Below are 20,115 nucleotides of genomic sequence, written 5' to 3'. Positions count from 1 at the left end.
GGCCGGCCGCCCCTTCACGGTCCGCCGTGCGGGCGTCCCTTCGGCAGCCGTCCTCCCGCTCACCGTGCGCCGCCCTTCTCGCCCGGCAGTGCCAGCACGTCACGGTGGTGCACCACCACGCTCAGCTCGCCCGCCGAGCACTCCGCCAGCCGACGGCGCAGGTAGCGCTGGGCGTGTCCCCGGAGGTCCGGGCGCTGTTCGCAGGCGGCGTCGACCCAGCCGCGCAGCCACTGCGCCGTCAGTTCCCGGTCCGCGGGGCCGAGTCGCCACGCGCTGGCCTCCGTCCGCACCGTCGCCCCGCGTCGTTCGAAGGCGTCGCAGGCGAAGGCGACGGCCTCGGGGCCCAGCAGCCCGTCGCGGCGCTGGTGGTCGTTGAACGCGGCGGCGATCGCCGCATCCAGCGGCTCCGCCGGTGCGATCTCGACCTTCCCCACCACGGACAGGGCCAGCAGCACGGGGCAGCCGGCCCCGGTGCAGGCCTCGGCGAGCGCCTCGACCTGATCGTGGGTGAGCACGTCCAGCAGGGCGGAGGCCGTCACGAGCGAGGCGTCGGTCAGGACGTCGGCCGTGAGGCCGGTGAGGTCGCCCTGCCGCGTCGTGACCGTGACGGTGCTGCCCTCCCCCGCGGTGCGCGGTGTCCGCTGCGCCGCGAGGGCCAGCAGGTCGGCGTCGTGGTCGTGCAGGACCCAGCGCTGGGGCCGGCCGGCCGGCAGCCGGGGTGCGAGCCAGCGGCCCATGGAGCCGGTGCCGCAGCCGAGGTCGTGGACCACGAGCTCGCCGGTCAGGCCCGCGCGCCCGGCCAGCCGGTCGTGCAGTCGTGCGGCGAGTTCGGTGGAGCGGGCCGCGGCATCGGCCGGCTCGCGCAGCTCCAGCCACTGCGGGGCGTATCGGGGCACGTCCGTCGTCGTCATGCGGCACTCCGGGTCGAACGGCGAAGGTGGTCGAGGACGCCGGACAGCTTCTGTGCCGTCGTCGCCCACCCGTCGAGGGTGGCGCGCCGGTGACGGGCGGCGGCCTTCATACGGCGGCGCAGGTCGGGGTCGCCGAACCAGCGGCGCACGGCTCCGGCCAGCGCCGCCGGGTCGTCGGGCGGCAGGAGCAGGCCGGGCACCGTACCGTCGGGTGCGCGCCCGAGTGCCTCGGGGAGCCCGCCGACGGCGGTCCCGATGACCGGGATGCCGTGTGCCAGCGCCTCGGTGACGGCCATGCCGAACGTCTCGGCGTACGAGGGGAGCACCATGAGGTCGGCGGTGGCGTAGGCCGCCTGAAGCCGGGCACCGGACTGCGGGCCGGTGAGGTGCACGCGGTCGCCGAGTCCGTGCTTGTCGATCAGCGCGCGGGTCCGGCCGGTGTACTCGGGGTCCTGGTCGAGGCCGCCGACGCACTGGCAGCTCCAGGGCAGGTCGGCGACGGCCGCCAGCGCCTCCACGAGCAGGTGCTGCCCCTTGCGGGGGGTCACCGATGCCACGCACAGCAGCTGTGACAGACCGTCGGTCCCGGTTGCCAGGGGGGCGATGTCGGTGCCGGGTGCGGCGACGTGGACCCGGCCCGCGGAGATCCCGTGATGGGCGACGAGCCTCCGGGCCGCCCAGTGGCTGGTGGCGACGACGGCGGGCACGCCCCTGAGCACGGCACGTTCCCGGGCGTCCAGCTCCGCGGCCACGGCCGGGGAGAGTCCGGTCTCGTCCGCGAGCGGGAGATGCACCAGCACGGCGATGCGCAGCCGTTCGGCCGCGGGCAGGACGATCTCCGGCGCGGAGCAGGCGACCAGTCCGTCGAGGAGGACGACGGTGCAGTCCGGCAGCTCCCCGAGCGCGCGGGCGAGTTCCGTGCGGGCCGCAGCGTCGGGGCGGGGCCAGCTCCCCGCGACGGTGTGCCGGTGGACCTGTCGTCCGAAGCCCTCCAGGTCCAGGCAGACGCGGCGGTCGTAGACGTTGCCGCCGCTCGGCGCGGCCGGGTCGTCGACACCGCCCGGCATGAAGAAGTGCACCGGGGTCGGGCACAGCCCGATGACGTCGGCACGCTGCACCGTCGGGGCGTTCACAGGGCGCGCTCGTAACTCGCCCAGGCGATGTGCGACTCGTGCAGTGTGACGGTGATCCCGGCGAGGCCTCGGGCGCCCTCGCCGAGGGACCCGGCGTGCACACGGTCGGCGAGGCGGTCGGCGATGACCTTGGCCAGGAACTCGGTCGAGGTGTTGATCCCCTTGAAGGCCGGTTCCTCGTCTAGGTTGCGGTACGAGAACTCCCCGACCACCGCATTGAGTTCCTGCGTCGCCAGGCCGATGTCGACGACGATGTTGTCCTCGTCCAGTTCGGGGCGGCGGAACGTGGCGTCCACGACGTACGTCGCTCCGTGCAGGCGCTGCGCGGGCCCGAAGACCTCGCCGCGGAAGCTGTGCGCGATCATGAGGTGGTCGCGGACGGTGACACTGAACAACGGATGACCCTCCAGGTGCGGCGCTTCGAGGCGCGCGGGCCGACGCGAGGGGGTGTGCGTCGGCCCACGGCCGGGGCGTGTCGTGTAGTACGGGCAGGATGTTCCCTGTGTTCAGGGGCTTGGTCTCCTTTCCCCCGGGGAGTCGGGTATCCCCTGCCGCCGGGGTTCGCGTCCCCCGTTCCGCGTGCGTGTCCCCTCCCGCGAGGGAGGGCGCGGCGTCCTCGCCCGCCGGGGTGCGGTGTCCTCGCCCGCCGGGGTGCGGTGTCCTCGCCCGCCGGGGTGCGGTGTCCTCACCCGCCGGGAGTGCGGCGTCCTCGCCCGCCGGGAGTGCGGCGTCTCCTCCCGTCGAACGGCTAGCGGTCTCCGTCGCCGTACCACACGCGGTGGCACAGTCCGGGGAGCTCGCCGGCGGCGAGCCCCGCCAGGAGGCCCGGCAGCTCATCGAACGCGCTTTCGCCGCCGATCAGTGCGTCGAAGGCCGGGTCGGCGAGCAGGTCCAGGGAGAGCGCGAGCCGGTCCGCGAAGGTGCGCCGGGCACGCCGCGCCGGGGCCACCGCCCCCACCTGGCTGCTGCGCAGGACGAGGCGCCGGGAGTGGAAGGCCTCACCGAGCGGCAGACCGACCACGCGGTCGCCGTACCAGCTCAGTTCGAGGACCGTCGCCTCCGTGCCGGCGAGCTGCAGTGCGCGCGCGAGTCCGCCCTCGGTGGCACTGGCGTGGACGACGAGGTCGCACTCGCCCTCGGCCTCCTCAGGGAGCGCGAACTCCACGCCGAGCGCCTTCGCCGTCTCGGCCCGTGCCGGGTCCTTGTCGACGAGTTGCACACGGACCGCGGGGTACCGGGCGAGCAGCGCGGCGACGCTGCACCCGATCATGCCGGCGCCGACCACGGCGATCCGGTCGCCGATCAAAGGCGCGGCGTCCCACAGGGCGTTCACCGCCGTCTCCACCGTCCCGGCCAGCACGGCACGCCCGGCGGGCACCGTGTCCGGGACGACGGTCACGGCGCTCGCCGGGACGACGAAGCGGGTCTGGTGCGGATGGAGACTGAAGACGGTACGGCCGAGCAGGTGCGAGGGCCCCTCCTCGACGACGCCGACGTTGAGGTAGCCGTACTTCACCGGTGCGGGGAACTCGCCCTCCTGGAAGGGCGCCCGCATGGCCGTGTACTGGCTCTCGGGCACCTCGCCGCGGAAGACCAGGGTCTCCGTGCCACGGCTGACTCCGGAGCAGAGGGTGCGGACCAGTACCTCGCCGGCGGCGGGTTCCGGCAGGACGACGTCCCGTATCTCACCGTGGCCGGGAGAACGGAGCCAGAAGGCGCGTGCGGTGCGTTCCATCGGCGTGCTCCTGAACGATCGGGCAATCAATGACGTACAGATCACTGACGTACGGATCCCTGACCTGGACGTCAGTGCCCCAGACCCTACGGGGCCGCGTACCGTCCACGCGGCGCCGACCGACATGTCACACCGCCGGAGAGTGCACAGTGGCCCTGAACAACGCCTACGACACACGGCTGCTGCGGCAGGAGACGACCGTCGGCGCGGGCGCCCAACTCCTGCTGCTGGGTCTGCTGGGAACCGCGATCGGCCTCGGACCGGCCGGCTGGCTGGCCGGTCTGACGTGCACCCTCGCCACCTGGGCGGTCCTCACACGCGCCGTGCGCCGGACCCGGCCCCGGTCCTTCGGGCCCGCCAACCGGGTGACGCTGGCCCGGGCGACCCTGGTCGGCGCAGTCACCGCCCTGGTCGCGAACTCCTTCCAGGACCCGCCGTCCGTCCCCCTGCTCGTCGCCCTGACCACCGTGGCCCTGATCCTGGACGCGGTCGACGGCAAGGTGGCCCGGCACACCGGTACGGCCAGCGAACTGGGCGCACGCTTCGACATGGAGGTGGACGCGTTCCTCATCCTGGTCCTGAGCGTGTACGTGGCGACGTCGCTCGGCCCGTGGGTGGTCCTCATCGGCGCGATGCGCTACGTCTTCGTCCTGGCGTCCCGCCCGTTGCCGTGGCTGTGCCGCGCCCTGCCGCCGAGCATGGCCCGCAAGACGGTGGCGGTGGTGCAGGGGGTCGGCCTGCTGGTCGCGGCGGCGGGCATCCTGCCGCACGTGGTCACGGCCGCGACGGTGGCCGCGGCGCTGGCGCTGCTGCTCTGGTCCTTCGGGCGCGATGTGCTGTGGCTGTGGGGAGCCAGGAACCGCTGACCGGGGGCGTATGGGCCACCGGTGCGACCGGGCGTCCTCCGGACCCGATTCCCCGTCGGGCGCAAAGCCCCTCCGGCCTCGGGCCGGATCCGCGGCGAGTCCGAACCTCTCCGGGAAACCCTCCGGGAACTGCCGTCGGACCGGGTTCGTCTCCGCCGCGGCCGTCGTCCCGATGAGTGCGGCGAGCTGGCTCCGCTGCTCGTCCGGCAGCCGGCTCATCACGCGGCCGGCCCCTTTCAAGGACCTTCACGGCGTCGTCCGGGTCCATCTGCTCGTCCCCACGGCCCTGTCGGACGAGAGGACGCCGACCAGGGCTTCGTCCGGTGCTGGGGCGAGGGACGGGTACGCCGTCGTCGAGACGGCCTCCCGGCGCGTGGGCGAACACCGGGGTCCGGTCATCCGGCCACATTCCGGTGACATCGCCGCTGGAATCCGTGGAGCCGCAGGGTGCCCTCCCGCCGGACCACGGATGCGCCGGCCGGGGGCGGCAGCCCCTCCCCCGCGCCGCATCTGACACTCCGTCACCCCCGCCCCCTCCGTTGACATGCCCGCGCCCGAAGGCGGAAGGTGATGCCTGCACGGATGCGCGAATGTGCTCGGAACAACAATATTTCAAGCACCAGTAAACATCTGCCCGTTGGTATGAGCGGAGATGGAATCAGTGCGACGAATGCACCGAAGACTGCGCCTGCACGCGCGGTGGGCCGGCACACGCCCGGCCGCCTTCGCCGCGGCGGGGCTGGCCGCCGCCCTGGCCGCCGCGCTCCTCGCGGCCCCCGCCCAGGAGGCGAGCGCGGCGACGCCGGGGAGCGGCGTGCTGGACGCCGCGCACGGCAGCGTGACCTGGCGGAGCCGGGAGTACGCCGCCGGGACCGTGGGCGACCCGGCGAAGTGCCCGCCCCTGTCGGAGGACCCGGACGGCAAGGTCTGCGACCGTTTCGACCTCAAGGTCTCGGTCCCGGACGGGTACTGGGACGACAACCCCGAGGGCGGCGTACCGGTCTCGGTCGAATGGCAGAAGCCGGCCGACGACTTCGACATGTACGTCTACGACGACGCGGGCAAGCAGGTCGCCTCCAGTGCCGGCACGGCCGACTCCGAGGCCACGGTGATCCCGAAGGCGAACGGCACGTACCACGTCGTGGTCGTCCCGTACGACGTGCACGACGACTCCTTCGTCGGCAAGGCCTATCTGCCCGCGACGACCGACGCCGGCGACCTGACCTCCTTCACCGGCGGCCAGGGCAGCTACACCATGGCCGCGGGTGGCCTCAGGGCGAAGGCCGACTTCCTCGAGGGCGGCGGACTGCGGCTCCAGGCCGACCCGTCCGGCGACTTCAGCGACCCGGCCGGCTCGCGGATCGTCCGCAAGCAGCCCGCCCCGCAGACGCACACGACGTCCTTCGACGCGGGCGCGTACTACGGCATCCGAGCCCCCGGGGCCGTCCTGCGCGTCTACAAGAAGCCGTTGCGCTTCGGCCTCTACAAGGCCGACAACAGGACGCGCGTCTGGCAGGAGGACAAGCCCCTGCGCTGGTCCACCGGCGGCATGCGGCAGAGCCTCGACCGCGGCGAGGACGAGCAGTTCTTCGGCGGGGGCGAGCAGAACGGCAGTTTCTCGCACCGCGACAGGACGATGTACGTCGCCAACAGCTTCGACTGGAACGAGGGCGGCTACAACAACTCGCAGCCCTTCTATCTGTCGTCGGCGGGCTACGGCGTCTTCCGCAACACCTTCGCGCCCGGTGTGTACGTCTTCGGCCCCTCCGTGCACACCGGCCAGCAGGAGCGCCGCCTGGACGCGTACTACTTCACCGGCGACGCGAAGCACGTCATCGGCGCGTACACCTCGCTGGTCGGCAAGCCCTTCATGCCGCCGGTCTACGGGCTGGAGCCGGGCGACTCCGACTGTTACCTGCACAACGCCAACCGGGGCGAGCGCCACACCCTCGACTCGCTGAAGGTCGCCGACGGCTATGTGCAGCACGGGATGCCGCTCGGCTGGATGCTGGTCAACGACGGCTACGGCTGCGGCTACGAGAACCTCCCCGAGACCGCCGGGGGGCTCCAGAACCGCGGTGCCCAGCTCGGTCTGTGGACGCAGGACGGGCTCGACAAGCTCGCCGAGCAGGTCAAGGCCGGCCAGCGGGTCGCCAAGCTCGACGTCGCCTGGGTCGGCAACGGCTACGGCATGGCGCTGGACGCCTGCGACCGGGCGAAGTCCGGCATCGAGGACAACAGTGACGCACGCGGGTTCGTCTGGCTGCCGGTGTCCTGGGCGGGCGCGCAGCGCTGCGGTGTCCTGTGGAGCGGCGACCAGAGCCTGTCGTGGGACTACGTGCGCTGGCAGATCCCGACGTACGCGGGCGCCACGATGTCCGGCATCGCGTACAACACGGGTGACGTCGGCAGCATCTTCCGCCACGACGCGAAGATGTACGCGCGCGACCTCCAGGCCAAGACGTTCCTCCCGGCGATCATGACGATGGACGGCTGGGCCACCGACCTGACCACCCACCAGAAGGCCGACCAGCAGCCGTGGGTGGACGGCGAACCGTACACCTCGGTCAACCGCAAGTACCTGCTGCTCCGCGAGCGCCTGCTGCCCTACCTGTACACCCTGGCCGCGGACGCCGCGAAGACCGGCGTCGGCGGGGTGCGCCCGCTGTACCTGGAGTACCCCGACGACCCTCGCACGCTCGGCGACGACGCCAAGTACGAGTACCTGGCCGGCTCCGACTTCCTGGTCGCACCCGTCTACAAGGACTCGGACACGCGTGACGGCATCTATCTGCCGAAGGGCGTCTGGACGGACTACTGGACCGGCAGGACCTACCGGGGCCCGACCACGGTCAACGGCTACCACGCCCCCATCGACACCCTTCCCCTCTTCGTCAAGGCGGGCGCGATCGTGCCGATGTGGCCGCAGGGCACGACCTCGTGGAAGACCCGTGACCGGCACGAGCTGGACTGGGACGTGCACCCGCAGGGACACAGCTCGTACACGCTGTACGAGGACGACGGCGTGACGCGGGCGTTCGCCTCCGGCGCGTCGGCGACCCAGCGGGTGACGGCGGACGCGGACGAGCACGGTGTCACCGTCTCCGTCGGCGCGAGCAGGGGCAGCTACTCCGGCAAGCCGGACGCCCGCGCCTACCGCTTCACGGTCCACGCCGACCACGCACCCCGCCGCGTGTCGTACGACGGCCGCTTCCTTACCCGCGCGGGCTCCGCGGACGCCCTCGCGGCAGCCGGTACCGGGTGGTACTACGACGCGGGGACGGGGGTGACGACGGTGAAGACCGCACGGGTGTCCCTCGACCGGGCCTTCACGGTGGCCCTGAAGCGGTAGACACCGGCGCGGGCGCCACCGGAGGAATGTGCGCCCGCGCAGGAGGCGCCACGAGGGTGCGTCCGATACCGGCACGGTGTGTCCGGTGCCGGGACGATGTGCACCGGGGGGGGCGGGGCACGGTCGACGGCGGCCGGTGTCCCCGCCCCCCCCCTTCGCCGTCCTCGGACGCCCGCTGCGCACGCGCCCCCGGGCCGCCTCGATCGGCACCGGGCCGCACCCGTCGCCGCTGCGGCCGGCCATCGGCCCGCCACGGCGGCCACGGGACGTGGGCCTGCGGCGGGAAGGCACCACGTCACGGCCCCGGCCTGCCCCATTGACCGCCGCACCCTGCGACTGTGCACACTGGGCGCGGTACGACCATGCGCCGGGCATCGAGGCGGGCCGGTGAGCCGGCGCCGCGGTGCCGCGCGCGGAACCTCCCGGAAAGGGCACCGTATGACCGAGCGACCCGGCGCGACCGAGCCGCAGGGACCCGGCACACCGGAGGAACCGCGGCGCGGCGCGGCCGGGGAACAACCGTCCGCCCCGGCCGGGCACCCCCACGCGTCCGACGACGCGGCCGCGCGTCCCCGCACGGCCGGGGAACCACCCCTCCCGCTCGCCGGCATCACGGTCGTCAGCCTGGAACAGGCGGTCGCCGCCCCCTTCGCCACCCGGCAGCTCGCCGACCTCGGCGCCCGGGTCATCAAGGTCGAGCGTCCCGGCGGCGGCGACTTCGCCCGCCGCTACGACACCACCGTGCACGGGCAGGCGAGCTACTTCGTCTGGCTGAACCGCTCCAAGGAATCCCTCACCCTCGACGTCAAAACGACGGCCGGCCGGGACATCCTGCACGAACTCCTCGCCGACGCGGACGTGTTCGTGCAGAACCTGGCCCCCGGCGCGGCCGACCGCCTGGGACTCGACGCGGCCGGACTCCAGGCCCGGCACCCCCGGCTCATCCCCTGCACGATCAGTGGCTACGGCACGAGCGGCCCCTGGTCGCACCGCAAGTCGTACGACCTCCTCGTGCAGTGCCAGACGGGTCTGCTGTCCATCACCGGCTCGCCCGAGGAACCCGCGCGGGTGGGCATCTCCGTCGCCGACATCGCCGCCGGGATGTATGCGTACAGCGGCGTCCTCTCCGCCCTCTACACACGGGCCACCACCGGGCGGGCGCCCGCCGTCGAGGTGTCGCTCTTCGAGGCCCTGGCCGAGTGGATGAGCCAGCCGGCGTACTACACGCGCTACGGCGGCACGCAGCCCCCGCGCATCGGGGCGCGCCACGCCACGATCGCCCCGTACGGCCTGTTCACCTCGGGCGACGGCAGCGAGGTGATGCTGTCCATCCAGAACGAGCGCGAGTGGCGTGCCCTGTGCGCCACGTTCCTGGAGCGCCCCGCGCTCGCCGACGACCCGCGCTTCGCCACCGGCGACGACCGGGTCGCCCACCGCGCCGAGCTCGACGCGCTCGTCGCCGCGCGCTTCGCCGAACTCACCGGCGAGGACGCGATGGAGCTCCTGGACAAGGCCGGCGTCGCCAACGCCGGCGTCAACTCCGTGGCCGAGTTCGTGGACCATCCCGTCCTGGCCGAGCGCGGACGCTGGCGCGACATCTCGGTGCCGGGCGCCCCCGGTCCCGTACAGGCGCTGCTGCCCCCGGCGGACCTCGCCGGGACGACCGCCAGGATGGACCCCGTTCCGGCCGCCGGAGAGCACACCGAACGGATCCTGACGGCCCTGGGCCGCACCCCGGCCGACATCGAGCGCCTGCGCGCCGAGGGAGTCGTCGACTCCACGGACCACGACACCACCGGTTCGGCCCGCGACGACGGACCCGGAAGGGCGGCGGCCCGGTGAGCACCCTCGACACCCTCCCCGCCGACGAACGGCTGATCGTCGAAACGGTACGGGACTTCGTCGACCGCGAGGTCAGGCCGGTCGTACGGGAGCTGGAGCACGCCGACACCTACCCCGAGGACCTCATCGAGCGGATGAAGGCACTCGGGATCTTCGGGCTCGCCGTCCCCGCGGAGTACGGCGGCACACCCGTGTCCACCCCCTGCTTCGTGCTGGTCACCGAGCAGCTCGCCCGCGGCTGGATGACCCTGGCGGGCGCCATGGGCGGCCACACCGTCGTCACGAAGCTGCTCGTGCACTTCGGCACCGGGGAACAGCGGAGGCGTTACCTGCCGAGGATGGCCACCGGCGAGGTCCGCGCGACGATGGCCCTCACCGAGCCCGCCGGCGGCTCCGACCTCCAGGCCCTGCGCACCGTGGCGCGGCGCGAGGGCGACGAGTACGTCGTGAACGGCGCCAAGACCTGGATCACCAACTCCCGCCGCTCACAGCTGATCGCGCTGCTGTGCAAGACCGACCCCGACGCCGAGCCGAAGCACCGCGGCATCTCCGTCCTCCTCGCCGAGCACGGCCCCGGCCTCACGGTCTCGCGCGACCTCCCCAAGCTCGGCTACAAGGGCGTCGAGAGCTGCGAACTCGTCTTCGGCGACTACCGCGCCCCGGCGGACGCGCTGCTCGGCGGTGTGACGGGCCAGGGCTTCGGACAGATGATGAAGGGCCTGGAGACCGGCCGGCTCCAGGTCGCCGCGCGCGCCCTCGGCGTCGGCCGGGCCGCCTTCGACGACGCCCTGCGCTACGCCCAGGAACGCGAGACCTTCGGCGAACCGATCCACCGTCACCAGTCCATCGGCAACTATCTCGCCGACATGGCGACCTCCCTGACCGCCGCACGCCAGCTGACCCTGCACGCCGCCCGCGAGATGGACGCCGGACGGCGCGTCGACATGGAGGCGGGCATGGCCAAGCTCTTCGCCTCCGAGACGGCCATGCAGATCGCACTCGACGCCGTCCGCATCCACGGCGCCTACGGCTACTCCACCGAGTTCGACGTCGAGCGCTACTTCCGTGACGCACCCCTGATGATCGTCGGCGAGGGCACGAACGAGATCCAGCGCACCGTCATCGCCCGCCGGCTCGTCACCCGCGGCGGCCTGGACGACTGACCCGGCCGACGCGGCGACCCCGGCCACCATGCCGGAGGAGGGGGGTGGGTGCGCGTGTCCGGTGCGTCAGCACTCTCGTCGCGGACGAGCCACGAGTCGGGGGTGGGAGCCACGTCAGTGTGCGTCACCGTCGGCCACGGACCCGAGGGCGGCGTCCACCGGCCAGCTGGGGCAGCCCTTGGTCCCGCGCCGTCAGACCGCGGCGATCTCGCGGGCCGCGCCTACCAGTTCACGCAGCTTGTCCCGCGTCTCCGGATCCGTCGAGTACAGCACCGTGCCGACCATTCCACGAGTCAGCAGCACCTTGTAGGTGTTACGGATGAGCCGGTCCACGTCGGCATCGGACGTGGCCTTCTTGAACACCGGGTCCTTGGACGCCGTACGGTTGGTGACCCAGCGGTCGCCCCGCCAGACCAGGTCCGGGCCGATGATGACGCCGGACCAGTCGTACTCGAATCCCTGTGCGGTGTAGACGCAGCCGACCTGACCGAAGCCCGCCGGGTCCGTGGCCCAGTGCGCGGACGGCGGTGCGCCGGAAACTCCTCGGTCACCGCGCAGGTTCCAGGGCCGGCTCCACGTGCCGATCACCACATCGGCCGGGAGTGGTTGCCCCGGCTTGGGTTCCGGCGACCAGGGCCAGCAGTATCCGGCTGACATACGGGCGCCATACCCCTGGGCGCGGCGGGCCTCGAGAAAGGCCTCCATCTCCGCGGGGCTGTCGGCCACCAGGAGCCGCATACGGTCGTCGGGGTCCCAGGCCAAGGGGCCGCCCGGCTCAAGTCCGAGCAGACGTACGACCCATCGCAGATACGCGTCACTGCCGCCGCAACGGAACTGGCTGTCCAGCGGTACGACCTGGCAGGCCAGGCCCTTGCGGGCGGCCGCCGCCTTGATCTCGGCCACCGTTCCCATCTCGCCCGGTCGCACCACCTGGTGTTCGTCGAGAAGGAAAACAGGCACATACGCGACGTCGATGAGCTCGTCGATCTGCGCCCTGCCGGTGCGGTGCGCGGCACGGGTGAATCGGTTGGCCGAGGTCTCACGGATGCGGTGGGCCTCGTCACAGATCAGCGCCCCGAGGCTGTTCTTCTCGGCCGTCATGAAGCTGTTGAAGTACTTGAAGAGGTCCTGTACTTCCCGTTTCCTGGCTCCCGCGACCTTGCGCATGGTCTTGGTGAACGACTGCGAGCCGGTTGCGTGCAACGCGGGCACCCCGCGTCGGTACAGATCGCCCAGGAGTTGGAGCGCGATGACACTCTTGCCCGTGCCCGGACCTCCCGTCACGATCACGACTTCCTTGTGATCGGAGTGCTTGGCCTTCCGAACGGCGTTGAGCACCGTGCGGTACGCGACCTGCTGCTGGTCCAGGAGCACGAACTGTTCGCGCTCACGGACCTCCTTCGCGGCGACGGACATCAGCTGCTGGGACGGGACGGCCTTGCCCTCGATGAGCTCGTCGGCCGCACCGGCTCCCGAGTGCCTGTCGCTCAGCTTGGTCTTGAGGTGATCGATGAACGCCCCGCGGCTGTCCGCGGTGAACAACTGCCCGCAGTCGTCGACTTCGAGTTCCCTCAACCCACCGGCACCGAACTCGGTGGCGTTGTGCAGGTAGGCCACACCGCTGACGCGGTGTCGGTGCGCGGCCACCGATCCGTTGAAGTTGACGAGGTATTGGCAGTATCGGCGCACCTGCTCGATCGGGTTGAGAACAGGGTGCGGGTAGGCGTCGACGTGGCAGAGGGCCGGGTCCTCCTCGTGCGGTTCGGCCTGACTCCACTGCTTCAGTTCGACCACGACGTAGGAGGGTTCGCCGGTTTCGGGATGCACCCCCGCGAGTACCGCGTCGGCACGCTTGCTGTTCAGCGGCAGGGCGTACTCGATCAGGACCTCGACGCTGCCGAGTCCCCCGTCGTTCAGGGCAGCCGTCAGGGCGGGGATGATTCGTTGCCAGGAGCGGGCTTCCGACTTCCCTGGGCGGTAGCCATGCATGCGGACAAACTGCTCAGTCAGATGGAGGAAGAGTGAACCGTCAAGTGCGCTGGCGGCGGTCGACTTCGCAGACGCACGAAACAACAAGGAGAGCCCCCAGGCAGCACGAAACAACTCGTGCGGGTGGGGGCGTGTCCTCGTAACTCCGCAGGTGCGGAGCGGAAGCCCGTCGGGCCGCGATGACGATGTGTTCGATGATACCGGTGCAGGATGAACTCTTCCGGGTTACGGGTACACCCGTCCGGACCGGAAGCCGACAGCCTTCGGTTCGGTCCACTCACCGACGGCGGGGGCGGCCATCGGGGCAACAATTCGATGGATCGTGCCTGTTCGCGTTCCTACAGTGGCGGGAGCACAACATCGTCACGGGGGAAGTCATCATGCGTACGCGCCATTCGCGCACGCCGTATCCCCGCACTCCGCATCTGCCGTGGTCGCCGGGGGCGACGTCGGACGATGTGCGGGTCGGGGAGTTGTCGGGGCTGCGGGGCCGGGAGGTCGTGGTCACCGAGAAGCTCGACGGCGAGAACACGACGCTGTACGCGGACGGGGTGCACGCGCGGTCGTTGGACTCGGGGCATCATCCGTCGCGGGCCTGGGTGAAGGGGCTGCAGGGGCGGATCGGCCCGGGGATTCCGCCGGGGTGGCGGGTGTGCGGGGAGAATCTGCATGCGCGGCACTCCCTCGCGTACGACGGTCTGGACAGCTGGTTCTACGGGTTCTCCGTGTGGGACGGCGAACGGTGCCTGGACTGGGACCGTAGCGTGCGGTTCCTGCGCGGGGTCGGGGTGCCGGTGCCCCGGGTGCTGTGGCGGGGTGTCTTCGACGAACGGGCCCTGCGGGCGCTGACGGTGGACACCGCACGTCAGGAGGGGTACGTCGTACGGACCGTCGAGGGCTTCGAGCGCGAGGAGTTCGGGCGGCGGGTGGCCAAGTGGGTGCGCCGCCGTCATGTGCAGACCGATACGCACTGGATGCACGCGCCGGTGGTGGAGAACGGGCTGGGTCCGGCCGCCGCGCTGTGGGCCGTGCGTTCCGGGGCGGTCCCCGATGCCGGGGCGCTGGCGGACGCGGTGGGGGTCGGTGCGGACGAGCTGGGCACGGGGCTCGCGGACGCCGAGGCGGCCGTGGCCGATGTGTCCGGGCGGCTCGATGTGCTGGGGCGGACCGGCGACGCGCGGCTGGCGGGTGTGCTGGCCGCCCTGCTGCACGGCATGCGGCGGGAGCGGGGCCGGCTGGCGCCGCGGCTGGTGGGTCCGCTGGGCATGCCGTCGGCGCGTCGTGTCGCGGATCTCGTGGGGCTGCACGCCCGTCTGCAGCAGCCGTTTCCGGACGAGGAGCGGCGCAGTGGGCTGGGGCGGCTGGCGGTCGCCGCCGACCTCGGCGTGCTGCATGCCGTGGCCGGGGCGGTACTCGCCGGGCGCACCGACGCGGAGGCCGACGGGGCACGCGAGCAGGTCGAGTGGTCGGCGCTGTACGCCGAGGACGCGGGGCTGCTCGGCGAAGCACCGTGGGAGCCGCTGCGGGAGGGGCTGCGCGACGCACTCGCCGGGCTCGGTGCCGACGCGGCGGACCGGTGCTGGGCGGCCGCGCGGGAGGCGTACGCGAGGGGCCGGGTCACCACCGTCGACGAGGCCGTCGCGGCGAGCTGGCGCTGGCGGTCCGGCGCGTTTGCGCGGCTGGTCCACCTGGTCGGTCCTTCGGGCAGCGGGAAGAGCTCGTTCGGTGGTGGGCTCGCCGGTGCCGACGCGTACGTGTCGCTGGACGAGCTGCGCGCGGCCCGCGGCTCCCGGGCGGACCAGCGGGCGAACGGAGCGGTGCTGCGGGACGGACTGGCGCAGCTGGACGCGGCGCTGGCGGACGGTGGGACGGTGGTGTGGGACGCCACGTCCCTGAACGAGCACCAGCGTTCCCTGGTACACGCGGTCGCCGAGCGGCGCGAGGCGCTGGTCACGCACGTGGTCATGCTCGTCGAGGAGGACGAGCTGGTCCGGCGCAACGCCGCCCGTGCCCATGCGGTGCCGCCGCAGGTGCTCCGGGAGCAGGCGCGGCGGTTCTCGCCGCCGTATCCCGGACAGGCCCATCGCACCTGGTACGTCGGGGCAGGCGGCGCGGTGGAGGACGTGGACGGTGTCCTGGACGGGGACGCGGTCCTCGACGGGGGCGGGTGCGGGATCGGCGGCGACCCGGACGGGGGCGCGGGCGTCCGCGGCACCCTGGACGGAGAGGAAGGCTGAGTCCGATGCGTACCAGCGAGGAGATCTACCACCGGGTGCGCTGGGACCCGCGGTTCGATCCGGCGCGGTTCGTGCTGGGCATCCACCAGCGGGGGGCCTCGCCCAAGCGGATTCCGCTGCCCGTGTTCGTGCCGGGCGGCGACATTCCCTGGCACCGGGTGCTGTTCGTGGAGGCGGACGGCGAGGTGGTGTGGGACCGAGCCACGGGTGTGGATCGCATCGACACGGCGGAGGCCGGACGGGTGCGGGAGCCCCGGCGGCTGCGGGCGCCGTTCTTCACGGCACGGACGCCGTACGCGTGGGATCCGGCGGTGGGTGCGTGGTGCCCCGCGGCCGAGGTGCGCGGAAGGCCCGGGCCCGGGAAGGGCGGCGTACGCGGACGGCCCGCGTCCGCTCGTGACGACGATGCGGGGAGGCTCGTCCCCGGCGCCACGGACCTGCGCGTACTGACCTGGAACACGCTGTGGGACCGGTACGACGGCGACCTCATCGACACCGCACGGCGGCGGCCGCTTCTGCTGGCGGCCCTGGAGGACGCCGACGCGGACGTCGTCGCCCTCCAGGAGGTCGAGATCGAACTGCTCGCGCTGCTGATGCAGGCGCCCTGGGTCCGGGCGGGCTACACCCTGGGCACCGATCCCGCCGGGGGCGACGTCGAGGACACCGGGCTGCTGATCCTCAGCCGGCTGCCCGTACGCGAGGCGGGGCTGCACATGCTGGGCCCGCACAAGGCGGTCACCGCCCTCACCGTGGAGTGCGCGTCGGGGCCGGTCGTGGTGGCCGCAACCCATCTGTCCAGCGACCATTCCGACGACGGTCCGGCACGGCGGCAGGCGGAGCTGACGCAGCTCGCCGACGGCCTCGCCGGGGTGGAGGGCGAACTGGTCCTGGTGGGCGACTTCAACGAGGGCGGGGACGGCCCGTCCCTCGCGCTCGGGCTGCGCGACGCCTGGACGGAGGTGCACGGGGCGGGCGACACGACCCCGACCTTCGACCCGCGCGTCAACCCGCTGGCCGCCGTCTCGTCGCTCTCCGGCCGTGCCTCGCGGCTCGACCGCGTCCTGCTCCGTGCGGGAGGCGGCCCCGCGAGCTCCGCGCGGGCGGGTGGACTGCGCGCGACGGGGGCAGTACTGCGGGGCGACACACCCACGCCCGAGGGCCTGTACGTGTCGGATCATTACGGTGTGGAGGCGCATCTGGGCTTCGACCGGAACCCGGACCCGAATGCGGGCCCCGGATCCGGAGCCGGGACACGGTCCGGGACCGGCGGGAGCGACCCGACGGGCGTCTTCGACATCTCCCCCACGGCGCGTACGGCGGTGGCGTGGATGCCGCCCCGGGAGCTGTGGGCCCCCGTCCAGGACGTCCGCCGGGACCACGACCCGCAGATCCACCGCTGGCCGCCGCATGTCAACGTGCTCTTCGGCTTCGTACCGGAGTCCGACTTCGAGCGTGCGGCACCGCTGCTCGCCGCCGCGGCGGCCGAAACGACCGCTTTCCCGGCACAGCTGCACGGGGTGCACAGCTTCCGGCACCGGGACTACGCCACCGTGTGGCTCGACCCCGCGGCGGGCGACGCGGCACCGTGGGCGAACCTGTACCGCGCGCTGGTGGAGCGCTTCCCCCGGTGCCGTGGGCGCCACCAGGGCTTCACCCCGCACCTGTCCCTGGGCCGGACCCGGGATCCGCGGCGGCTCGCCGCCGAGTGCTCCGCCCGTCTCGGCCCGATGACGGCGACGGTCGGTGAACTCGTGCTGCTGTCCCGGCGCGGCGACGGGCCGATGCGGCCGCGGGGCACGGTCGCGCTCGGCACGGGCGAGGTGCGGTGGCTGCCCGAGCGCCCCGAGACGGGGGCGGGGACGTGGCTGTCGGAGCCGTTCGAGGCGGGACCCGGGGGGTGGCTGCCGGAGCCGTCGGAGACCGGAGCGGGCCTGTCGGCCGCCGCCGTGGCGGAGCGTGCGGGTGAGCCGGCCGCGGAGGATCCGGCACGGGCGGACCGGGCCGCGACGGTCGCCCGGCGCATCGCGCAGGCGCTCGGCGAAGGCGTCGTCCACGTCGTGGGATCCCGTCGCATGGGCTGCGCATCGGCGCACGCCGACCTGGACCTCGTGGCCGCCCTGCCGGGCTCCGTCGACATGGCGGACGTACAGGCGCGGGTGACGGCCGCGGTGCCGGACGCCACCCGGATGCGGCAGGTGACCGGCGCACGGGTTCCGGGCCTGCGGTTCACCGTCGACGACCTGGACGTCGACCTGGTCGTGGTCGCCACCGGACCGGTCTCCCCCGAGGACGCCGTGGCCCTGCGCACCGAGCTGGGCGACGCGGGCGCCGTCGCACTCAGCGCGGTCAGCGACGCCGACGCGATCGTGGATGCGGCCGGCGGCCATCGGGCCGCGTTCGCCCGGCTGGCCCGGCAGGTCAAGGCGTGGGCGCGGGCGCGGGGCCTGGACTCGGCTCCGTTCGGCACCGTGCCCGGTCTCGGCTGGTCGGTGCTCGCGGCACGTACGGCCCGGGACTCGGGGCACCTGCCCGCGGGAGATCTGCTCCGGCACTTCTTCGCCACCTGGGCCGCCTGGGACTGGCGGGAGCCGGTCGGGCTCACACCCGACGTCGTGGTGCGCGCAGCGTCCGACGGGCCCGGCAGCACGGGATCCGGCCCACAGCCGGTGGCGGTCGTGACCCCGACCGAACCGGTCCGCCTGTGCACCGCGCAGGTCGGCACCGGTGGCCGCGACCTGCTGGCGCACGAGCTGTACCAGGCGTGGGACACTCTCGAAGCGGCAGCCGGGACAGGAGCGGACCCGTGGCCCGTACTGCTGTCGCCCCCGCCGCTGCACCGCCGTCACGCGGCATGGGCGGTCGTGTCGGTCGATCAGGTGCCGGGTGAGGACTTCGACCGGACCGTGGGCCGTTTCCGGGGCCGGGTCCGGGCTCTGCTCACCGCTCTGGAAGAAGGCGGCACCCCCGACGCCCATGCCTGGCCCCGCCCCTACGAGTCCGGCCCGGCGTCGGTCCGCTACGCGATCGGCCTCGGCCGTACGCCACCGGACGCGACCCGGCTCGCCGGGATCACCGACCGGTGGGTCAAGGGCCTGCCGGGGGTCGAGGTCACCTGGGCGGAGTGCGGGGCGGTGCCGACGCCGCGCTGACGCCGCGGCGCCCCCGGACGTCGTGGGGCGGCCCTGGGCCTCTCGTGGCCGCGCGGGAACGACGAACACGAGTGGTCCGCAGGGGGTCGCCCCCCGGTAGGCGCGCGTACGGACATGGGTACGCGTGCCGATCCGCCCACCGACCCTGCAGGCATCGGATCGGAGTCCTGAACACCGGACGTCCCGCGCCGTGTTGATGATCCTGACCTGCTTCGCCCGGATGACGACCGGTCAGGGTGAGGGCGGGAGGCGGACTCCGTGAGCGGCCGGAGTGTGGCGGTGGGGGCAGGGCCGTCGCGTGCCTCCGGGCCGCGGGCTCCACCAGGAGCCCATGGCCGTCGGGAGCCGATCGTCATCGGGCACCGGCCGCCGGAGGCGCGCGTCAGCGTGCGGACGCGGCCGAGGGGACCGAGGCGGCAGCCGGATGCTCCTTGCCCGCGAAGCCGTTGATGCGGTCTATCGCGTGCCGGGCCTGCTCCGTGGGTGAGGCGGGCGCGGCGGGCGCACCGGTCGCGCTGGACCCGCTGGCCGCCCTGGACGCGCTCACGGCGGCGGCGCCGGACGCGCTCGACGATCCTGACGTACTGGGCGGCAGCGCCGACACCGTCGCCCCCGAGGCCGCCGCATCGGTCCGCTCCGGCACGGCCGCCAAGGGCGCCGCGGCAGCGGACCGGGTGCGCAGTTTGTGACTGGCGGCCTCGTCGAGGCTGACCGGCCGGCGCAGTTGGGCGGCCAGCCGGCCGGCCTCCTGTCCGAGCGCCGCGACGTCCTCCCAGTGCAGACGGAGCACCAGACGTAGTTCGGCTCCCCCGTCCGGGAGTGCCTGCAGGGGAAGGTTGGTGGATTCGGTCATGGGCTCATCCTCACGGTCTCGGGTCGTGACGGTGTGGCACGAGAACAGATACGCGAATCCGCGCCGTCCCGTTCAGACGGCGACGGCCGGGCCTGCGGAACCTCGCCCACGGCGAGGGTCCGCCGACGTGCTCAGGCGCGCAGGATCCGCCCCCGGTGCGCGGTCCCGCGGGTTCCGGTTGGTCCGCGGCACCGTACGGGACCCGCCGCATCGAGGATGACCTCGGGCGTCAGCGGGTTGCGCGGCCGGGAGTCACGGACCCTCAGGCCCGCCCCGTGCGTCCGGCAGGCCGGGCGCCACCCGCCGGGGCGTGCGTATCCTCGGAGGACAGTGATCCGGCGGTACGGGAGGTGGGTCATGGCCCGCAGTCACCGCTTCCACCTGGACCTGGGCGACCACTCCGTCACGGTTCAGGCGCACTGGTCGCCTGGCGAGGCGGAGCTCCTGGTGGACGGAAAGGTCGTCGGCTACCAGCAGCTGCGCGGCAGGGGGCCCGGGTCCCCGACCGTGCTCAGCGGGGAGCTGCCCGGTGATCCCCCGCAGCCGCTCACGGTGACGCTGCGCCGCGAGGAGGGGCGGGACGGTGCGCCGACGTGCGTCCTGGACGTCGACGGGCAGCACCGCCCGATGCCGGAGCTGCCCGGCAACAGGCCCGACCCGACGTGGACGACGCGGCGGGTGCGCGACGTACGCAGGCTGCGCGGGCGTCTGCGCCGACGGCTGGCCGGTGGCGGCGCCCGGCGGCGCGTATCGCACTGACCCTTGACCCGGCTCCGGCTCCGGCTCCGGCTCCTACGGCGGGTGCACGACCGCCTCGATCACGAGGTCGCGGTCGGCGAACTCGCCGAGGTCGGTGGTGAAGCTCAGCCGGGCGAGCGTCGAGTC

The 20,115-nt window shown here is 73.1% G+C and carries 13 protein-coding genes and 1 pseudogene; 7 read left to right on the top strand and 7 right to left on the bottom strand.

Annotated elements, in window-relative coordinates:
- Nucleotides 1–59: 59 nt before the first annotated feature.
- The 4 genes from ACWCP6_RS32095 to ACWCP6_RS32080 form a co-directional block, all read right to left on the bottom strand.
- Complete coding sequence (locus ACWCP6_RS32095) at nt 60–911, bottom strand: methyltransferase domain-containing protein (protein WP_450936125.1); 852 nt, start codon at nt 909–911, stop codon at nt 60–62.
- Nucleotides 908–2,044 (bottom strand): glycosyltransferase family 4 protein, encoded by a 1,137-nt coding sequence (locus ACWCP6_RS32090; protein WP_450936124.1) that lies wholly within the window; start codon nt 2,042–2,044, stop codon nt 908–910. Before ACWCP6_RS32090 ends, ACWCP6_RS32095 begins: the two co-directional genes overlap by 4 nt.
- Complete coding sequence (locus ACWCP6_RS32085; RefSeq protein ID WP_450936123.1) at nt 2,041–2,439, bottom strand: 6-pyruvoyl trahydropterin synthase family protein; 399 nt, start codon at nt 2,437–2,439, stop codon at nt 2,041–2,043. Before ACWCP6_RS32085 ends, ACWCP6_RS32090 begins: the two co-directional genes overlap by 4 nt.
- 353 nt (nt 2,440–2,792) lie before the next feature.
- Nucleotides 2,793–3,779 (bottom strand): zinc-dependent alcohol dehydrogenase, encoded by a 987-nt coding sequence (locus ACWCP6_RS32080; RefSeq protein ID WP_450936122.1) that lies wholly within the window; start codon nt 3,777–3,779, stop codon nt 2,793–2,795.
- Nucleotides 3,780–3,928: 149 nt separating this feature from the next.
- Here ACWCP6_RS32080 and ACWCP6_RS32075 point away from each other — a divergent pair, with 149 nt between their 5' ends.
- The 4 genes from ACWCP6_RS32075 (at nt 3,929) to ACWCP6_RS32060 (ending at nt 11,002) form a co-directional block, all read left to right on the top strand.
- Nucleotides 3,929–4,645 (top strand): CDP-alcohol phosphatidyltransferase family protein, encoded by a 717-nt coding sequence (locus ACWCP6_RS32075; RefSeq protein WP_450936121.1) that lies wholly within the window; start codon nt 3,929–3,931, stop codon nt 4,643–4,645.
- 670 nt (nt 4,646–5,315) lie between these two features.
- Nucleotides 5,316–7,997: a TIM-barrel domain-containing protein gene (locus tag ACWCP6_RS32070; RefSeq protein WP_450936120.1), complete on the top strand. Its 2,682-nt coding sequence runs from the start codon at nt 5,316–5,318 to the stop codon at nt 7,995–7,997.
- A 438-nt stretch (nt 7,998–8,435) separates the two neighbouring features.
- Complete coding sequence (locus tag ACWCP6_RS32065) at nt 8,436–9,839, top strand: CaiB/BaiF CoA transferase family protein (RefSeq protein WP_450936119.1); 1,404 nt, start codon at nt 8,436–8,438, stop codon at nt 9,837–9,839.
- Entirely contained in the window at nt 9,836–11,002 is a 1,167-nt protein-coding gene (locus ACWCP6_RS32060; RefSeq protein WP_450936118.1) for an acyl-CoA dehydrogenase family protein, read from the top strand. Before ACWCP6_RS32065 ends, ACWCP6_RS32060 begins: the two co-directional genes overlap by 4 nt.
- Nucleotides 11,003–11,194: 192 nt before the next feature.
- Here the strand turns inward: ACWCP6_RS32060 and ACWCP6_RS32055 are convergent, their stop codons facing one another.
- On the bottom strand, nt 11,195–13,078 hold the full coding sequence (locus tag ACWCP6_RS32055; RefSeq protein WP_450936117.1) for a DNA/RNA helicase domain-containing protein: 1,884 nt from the start codon (nt 13,076–13,078) through the stop codon (nt 11,195–11,197).
- A 293-nt stretch (nt 13,079–13,371) separates the two neighbouring features.
- Here ACWCP6_RS32055 and ACWCP6_RS32050 point away from each other — a divergent pair, with 293 nt between their 5' ends.
- Both ACWCP6_RS32050 and ACWCP6_RS32045 read left to right on the top strand, forming a co-directional pair.
- Complete coding sequence (locus tag ACWCP6_RS32050) at nt 13,372–15,228, top strand: RNA ligase family protein (protein ID WP_450936116.1); 1,857 nt, start codon at nt 13,372–13,374, stop codon at nt 15,226–15,228.
- Between the two features lie 5 nt (nt 15,229–15,233).
- Nucleotides 15,234–18,377, top strand: a complete 3,144-nt coding sequence (locus tag ACWCP6_RS32045) for a poly(A) polymerase (protein ID WP_450936115.1) — start codon at nt 15,234–15,236, stop codon at nt 18,375–18,377.
- A 382-nt stretch (nt 18,378–18,759) separates the two neighbouring features.
- On the opposite strand, the gene ACWCP6_RS32040 is transcribed toward ACWCP6_RS32045, so the two are convergent.
- Nucleotides 18,760–19,230 (bottom strand): hypothetical protein, encoded by a 471-nt coding sequence (locus ACWCP6_RS32040; RefSeq protein WP_450936114.1) that lies wholly within the window; start codon nt 19,228–19,230, stop codon nt 18,760–18,762.
- Between the two features lie 357 nt (nt 19,231–19,587).
- On the opposite strand from ACWCP6_RS32040, the gene ACWCP6_RS32035 reads away from it, so the two are divergent.
- Nucleotides 19,588–19,989, top strand: coding sequence for a hypothetical protein (locus ACWCP6_RS32035; protein WP_450936113.1), 402 nt, complete (start codon nt 19,588–19,590; stop codon nt 19,987–19,989).
- 45 nt (nt 19,990–20,034) lie between these two features.
- On the opposite strand, the pseudogene ACWCP6_RS32030 reads toward ACWCP6_RS32035, so the two are convergent.
- Nucleotides 20,035–20,115: pseudogene (locus tag ACWCP6_RS32030) on the bottom strand (3-hydroxyacyl-CoA dehydrogenase NAD-binding domain-containing protein); the annotation flags it as partial.

The sequence above is a fragment of the Streptomyces sp. NPDC002004 genome, from assembly GCF_053593975.1.
The sequence above is the reverse complement of the archived record's forward strand: the minus strand, read 5'-3'. Positions and strand labels throughout refer to the sequence as shown.

Coding starts and splice junctions, on each gene's coding strand:
- ACWCP6_RS32095 (WP_450936125.1), bottom strand. CDS start 911: ATGACGACGACGGACGTGCCCCGATACGCCCCGCAGTGGCTGGAGCTG.
- ACWCP6_RS32080 (WP_450936122.1), bottom strand. CDS start 3,779: ATGGAACGCACCGCACGCGCCTTCTGGCTCCGTTCTCCCGGCCACGGT.
- ACWCP6_RS32070 (WP_450936120.1), top strand. CDS start 5,316: ATGCACCGAAGACTGCGCCTGCACGCGCGGTGGGCCGGCACACGCCCG.
- ACWCP6_RS32065 (WP_450936119.1), top strand. CDS start 8,436: ATGACCGAGCGACCCGGCGCGACCGAGCCGCAGGGACCCGGCACACCG.
- ACWCP6_RS32050 (WP_450936116.1), top strand. CDS start 13,372: ATGCGTACGCGCCATTCGCGCACGCCGTATCCCCGCACTCCGCATCTG.
- ACWCP6_RS32045 (WP_450936115.1), top strand. CDS start 15,234: ATGCGTACCAGCGAGGAGATCTACCACCGGGTGCGCTGGGACCCGCGG.
- ACWCP6_RS32040 (WP_450936114.1), bottom strand. CDS start 19,230: ATGACCGAATCCACCAACCTTCCCCTGCAGGCACTCCCGGACGGGGGA.
- ACWCP6_RS32035 (WP_450936113.1), top strand. CDS start 19,588: ATGGCCCGCAGTCACCGCTTCCACCTGGACCTGGGCGACCACTCCGTC.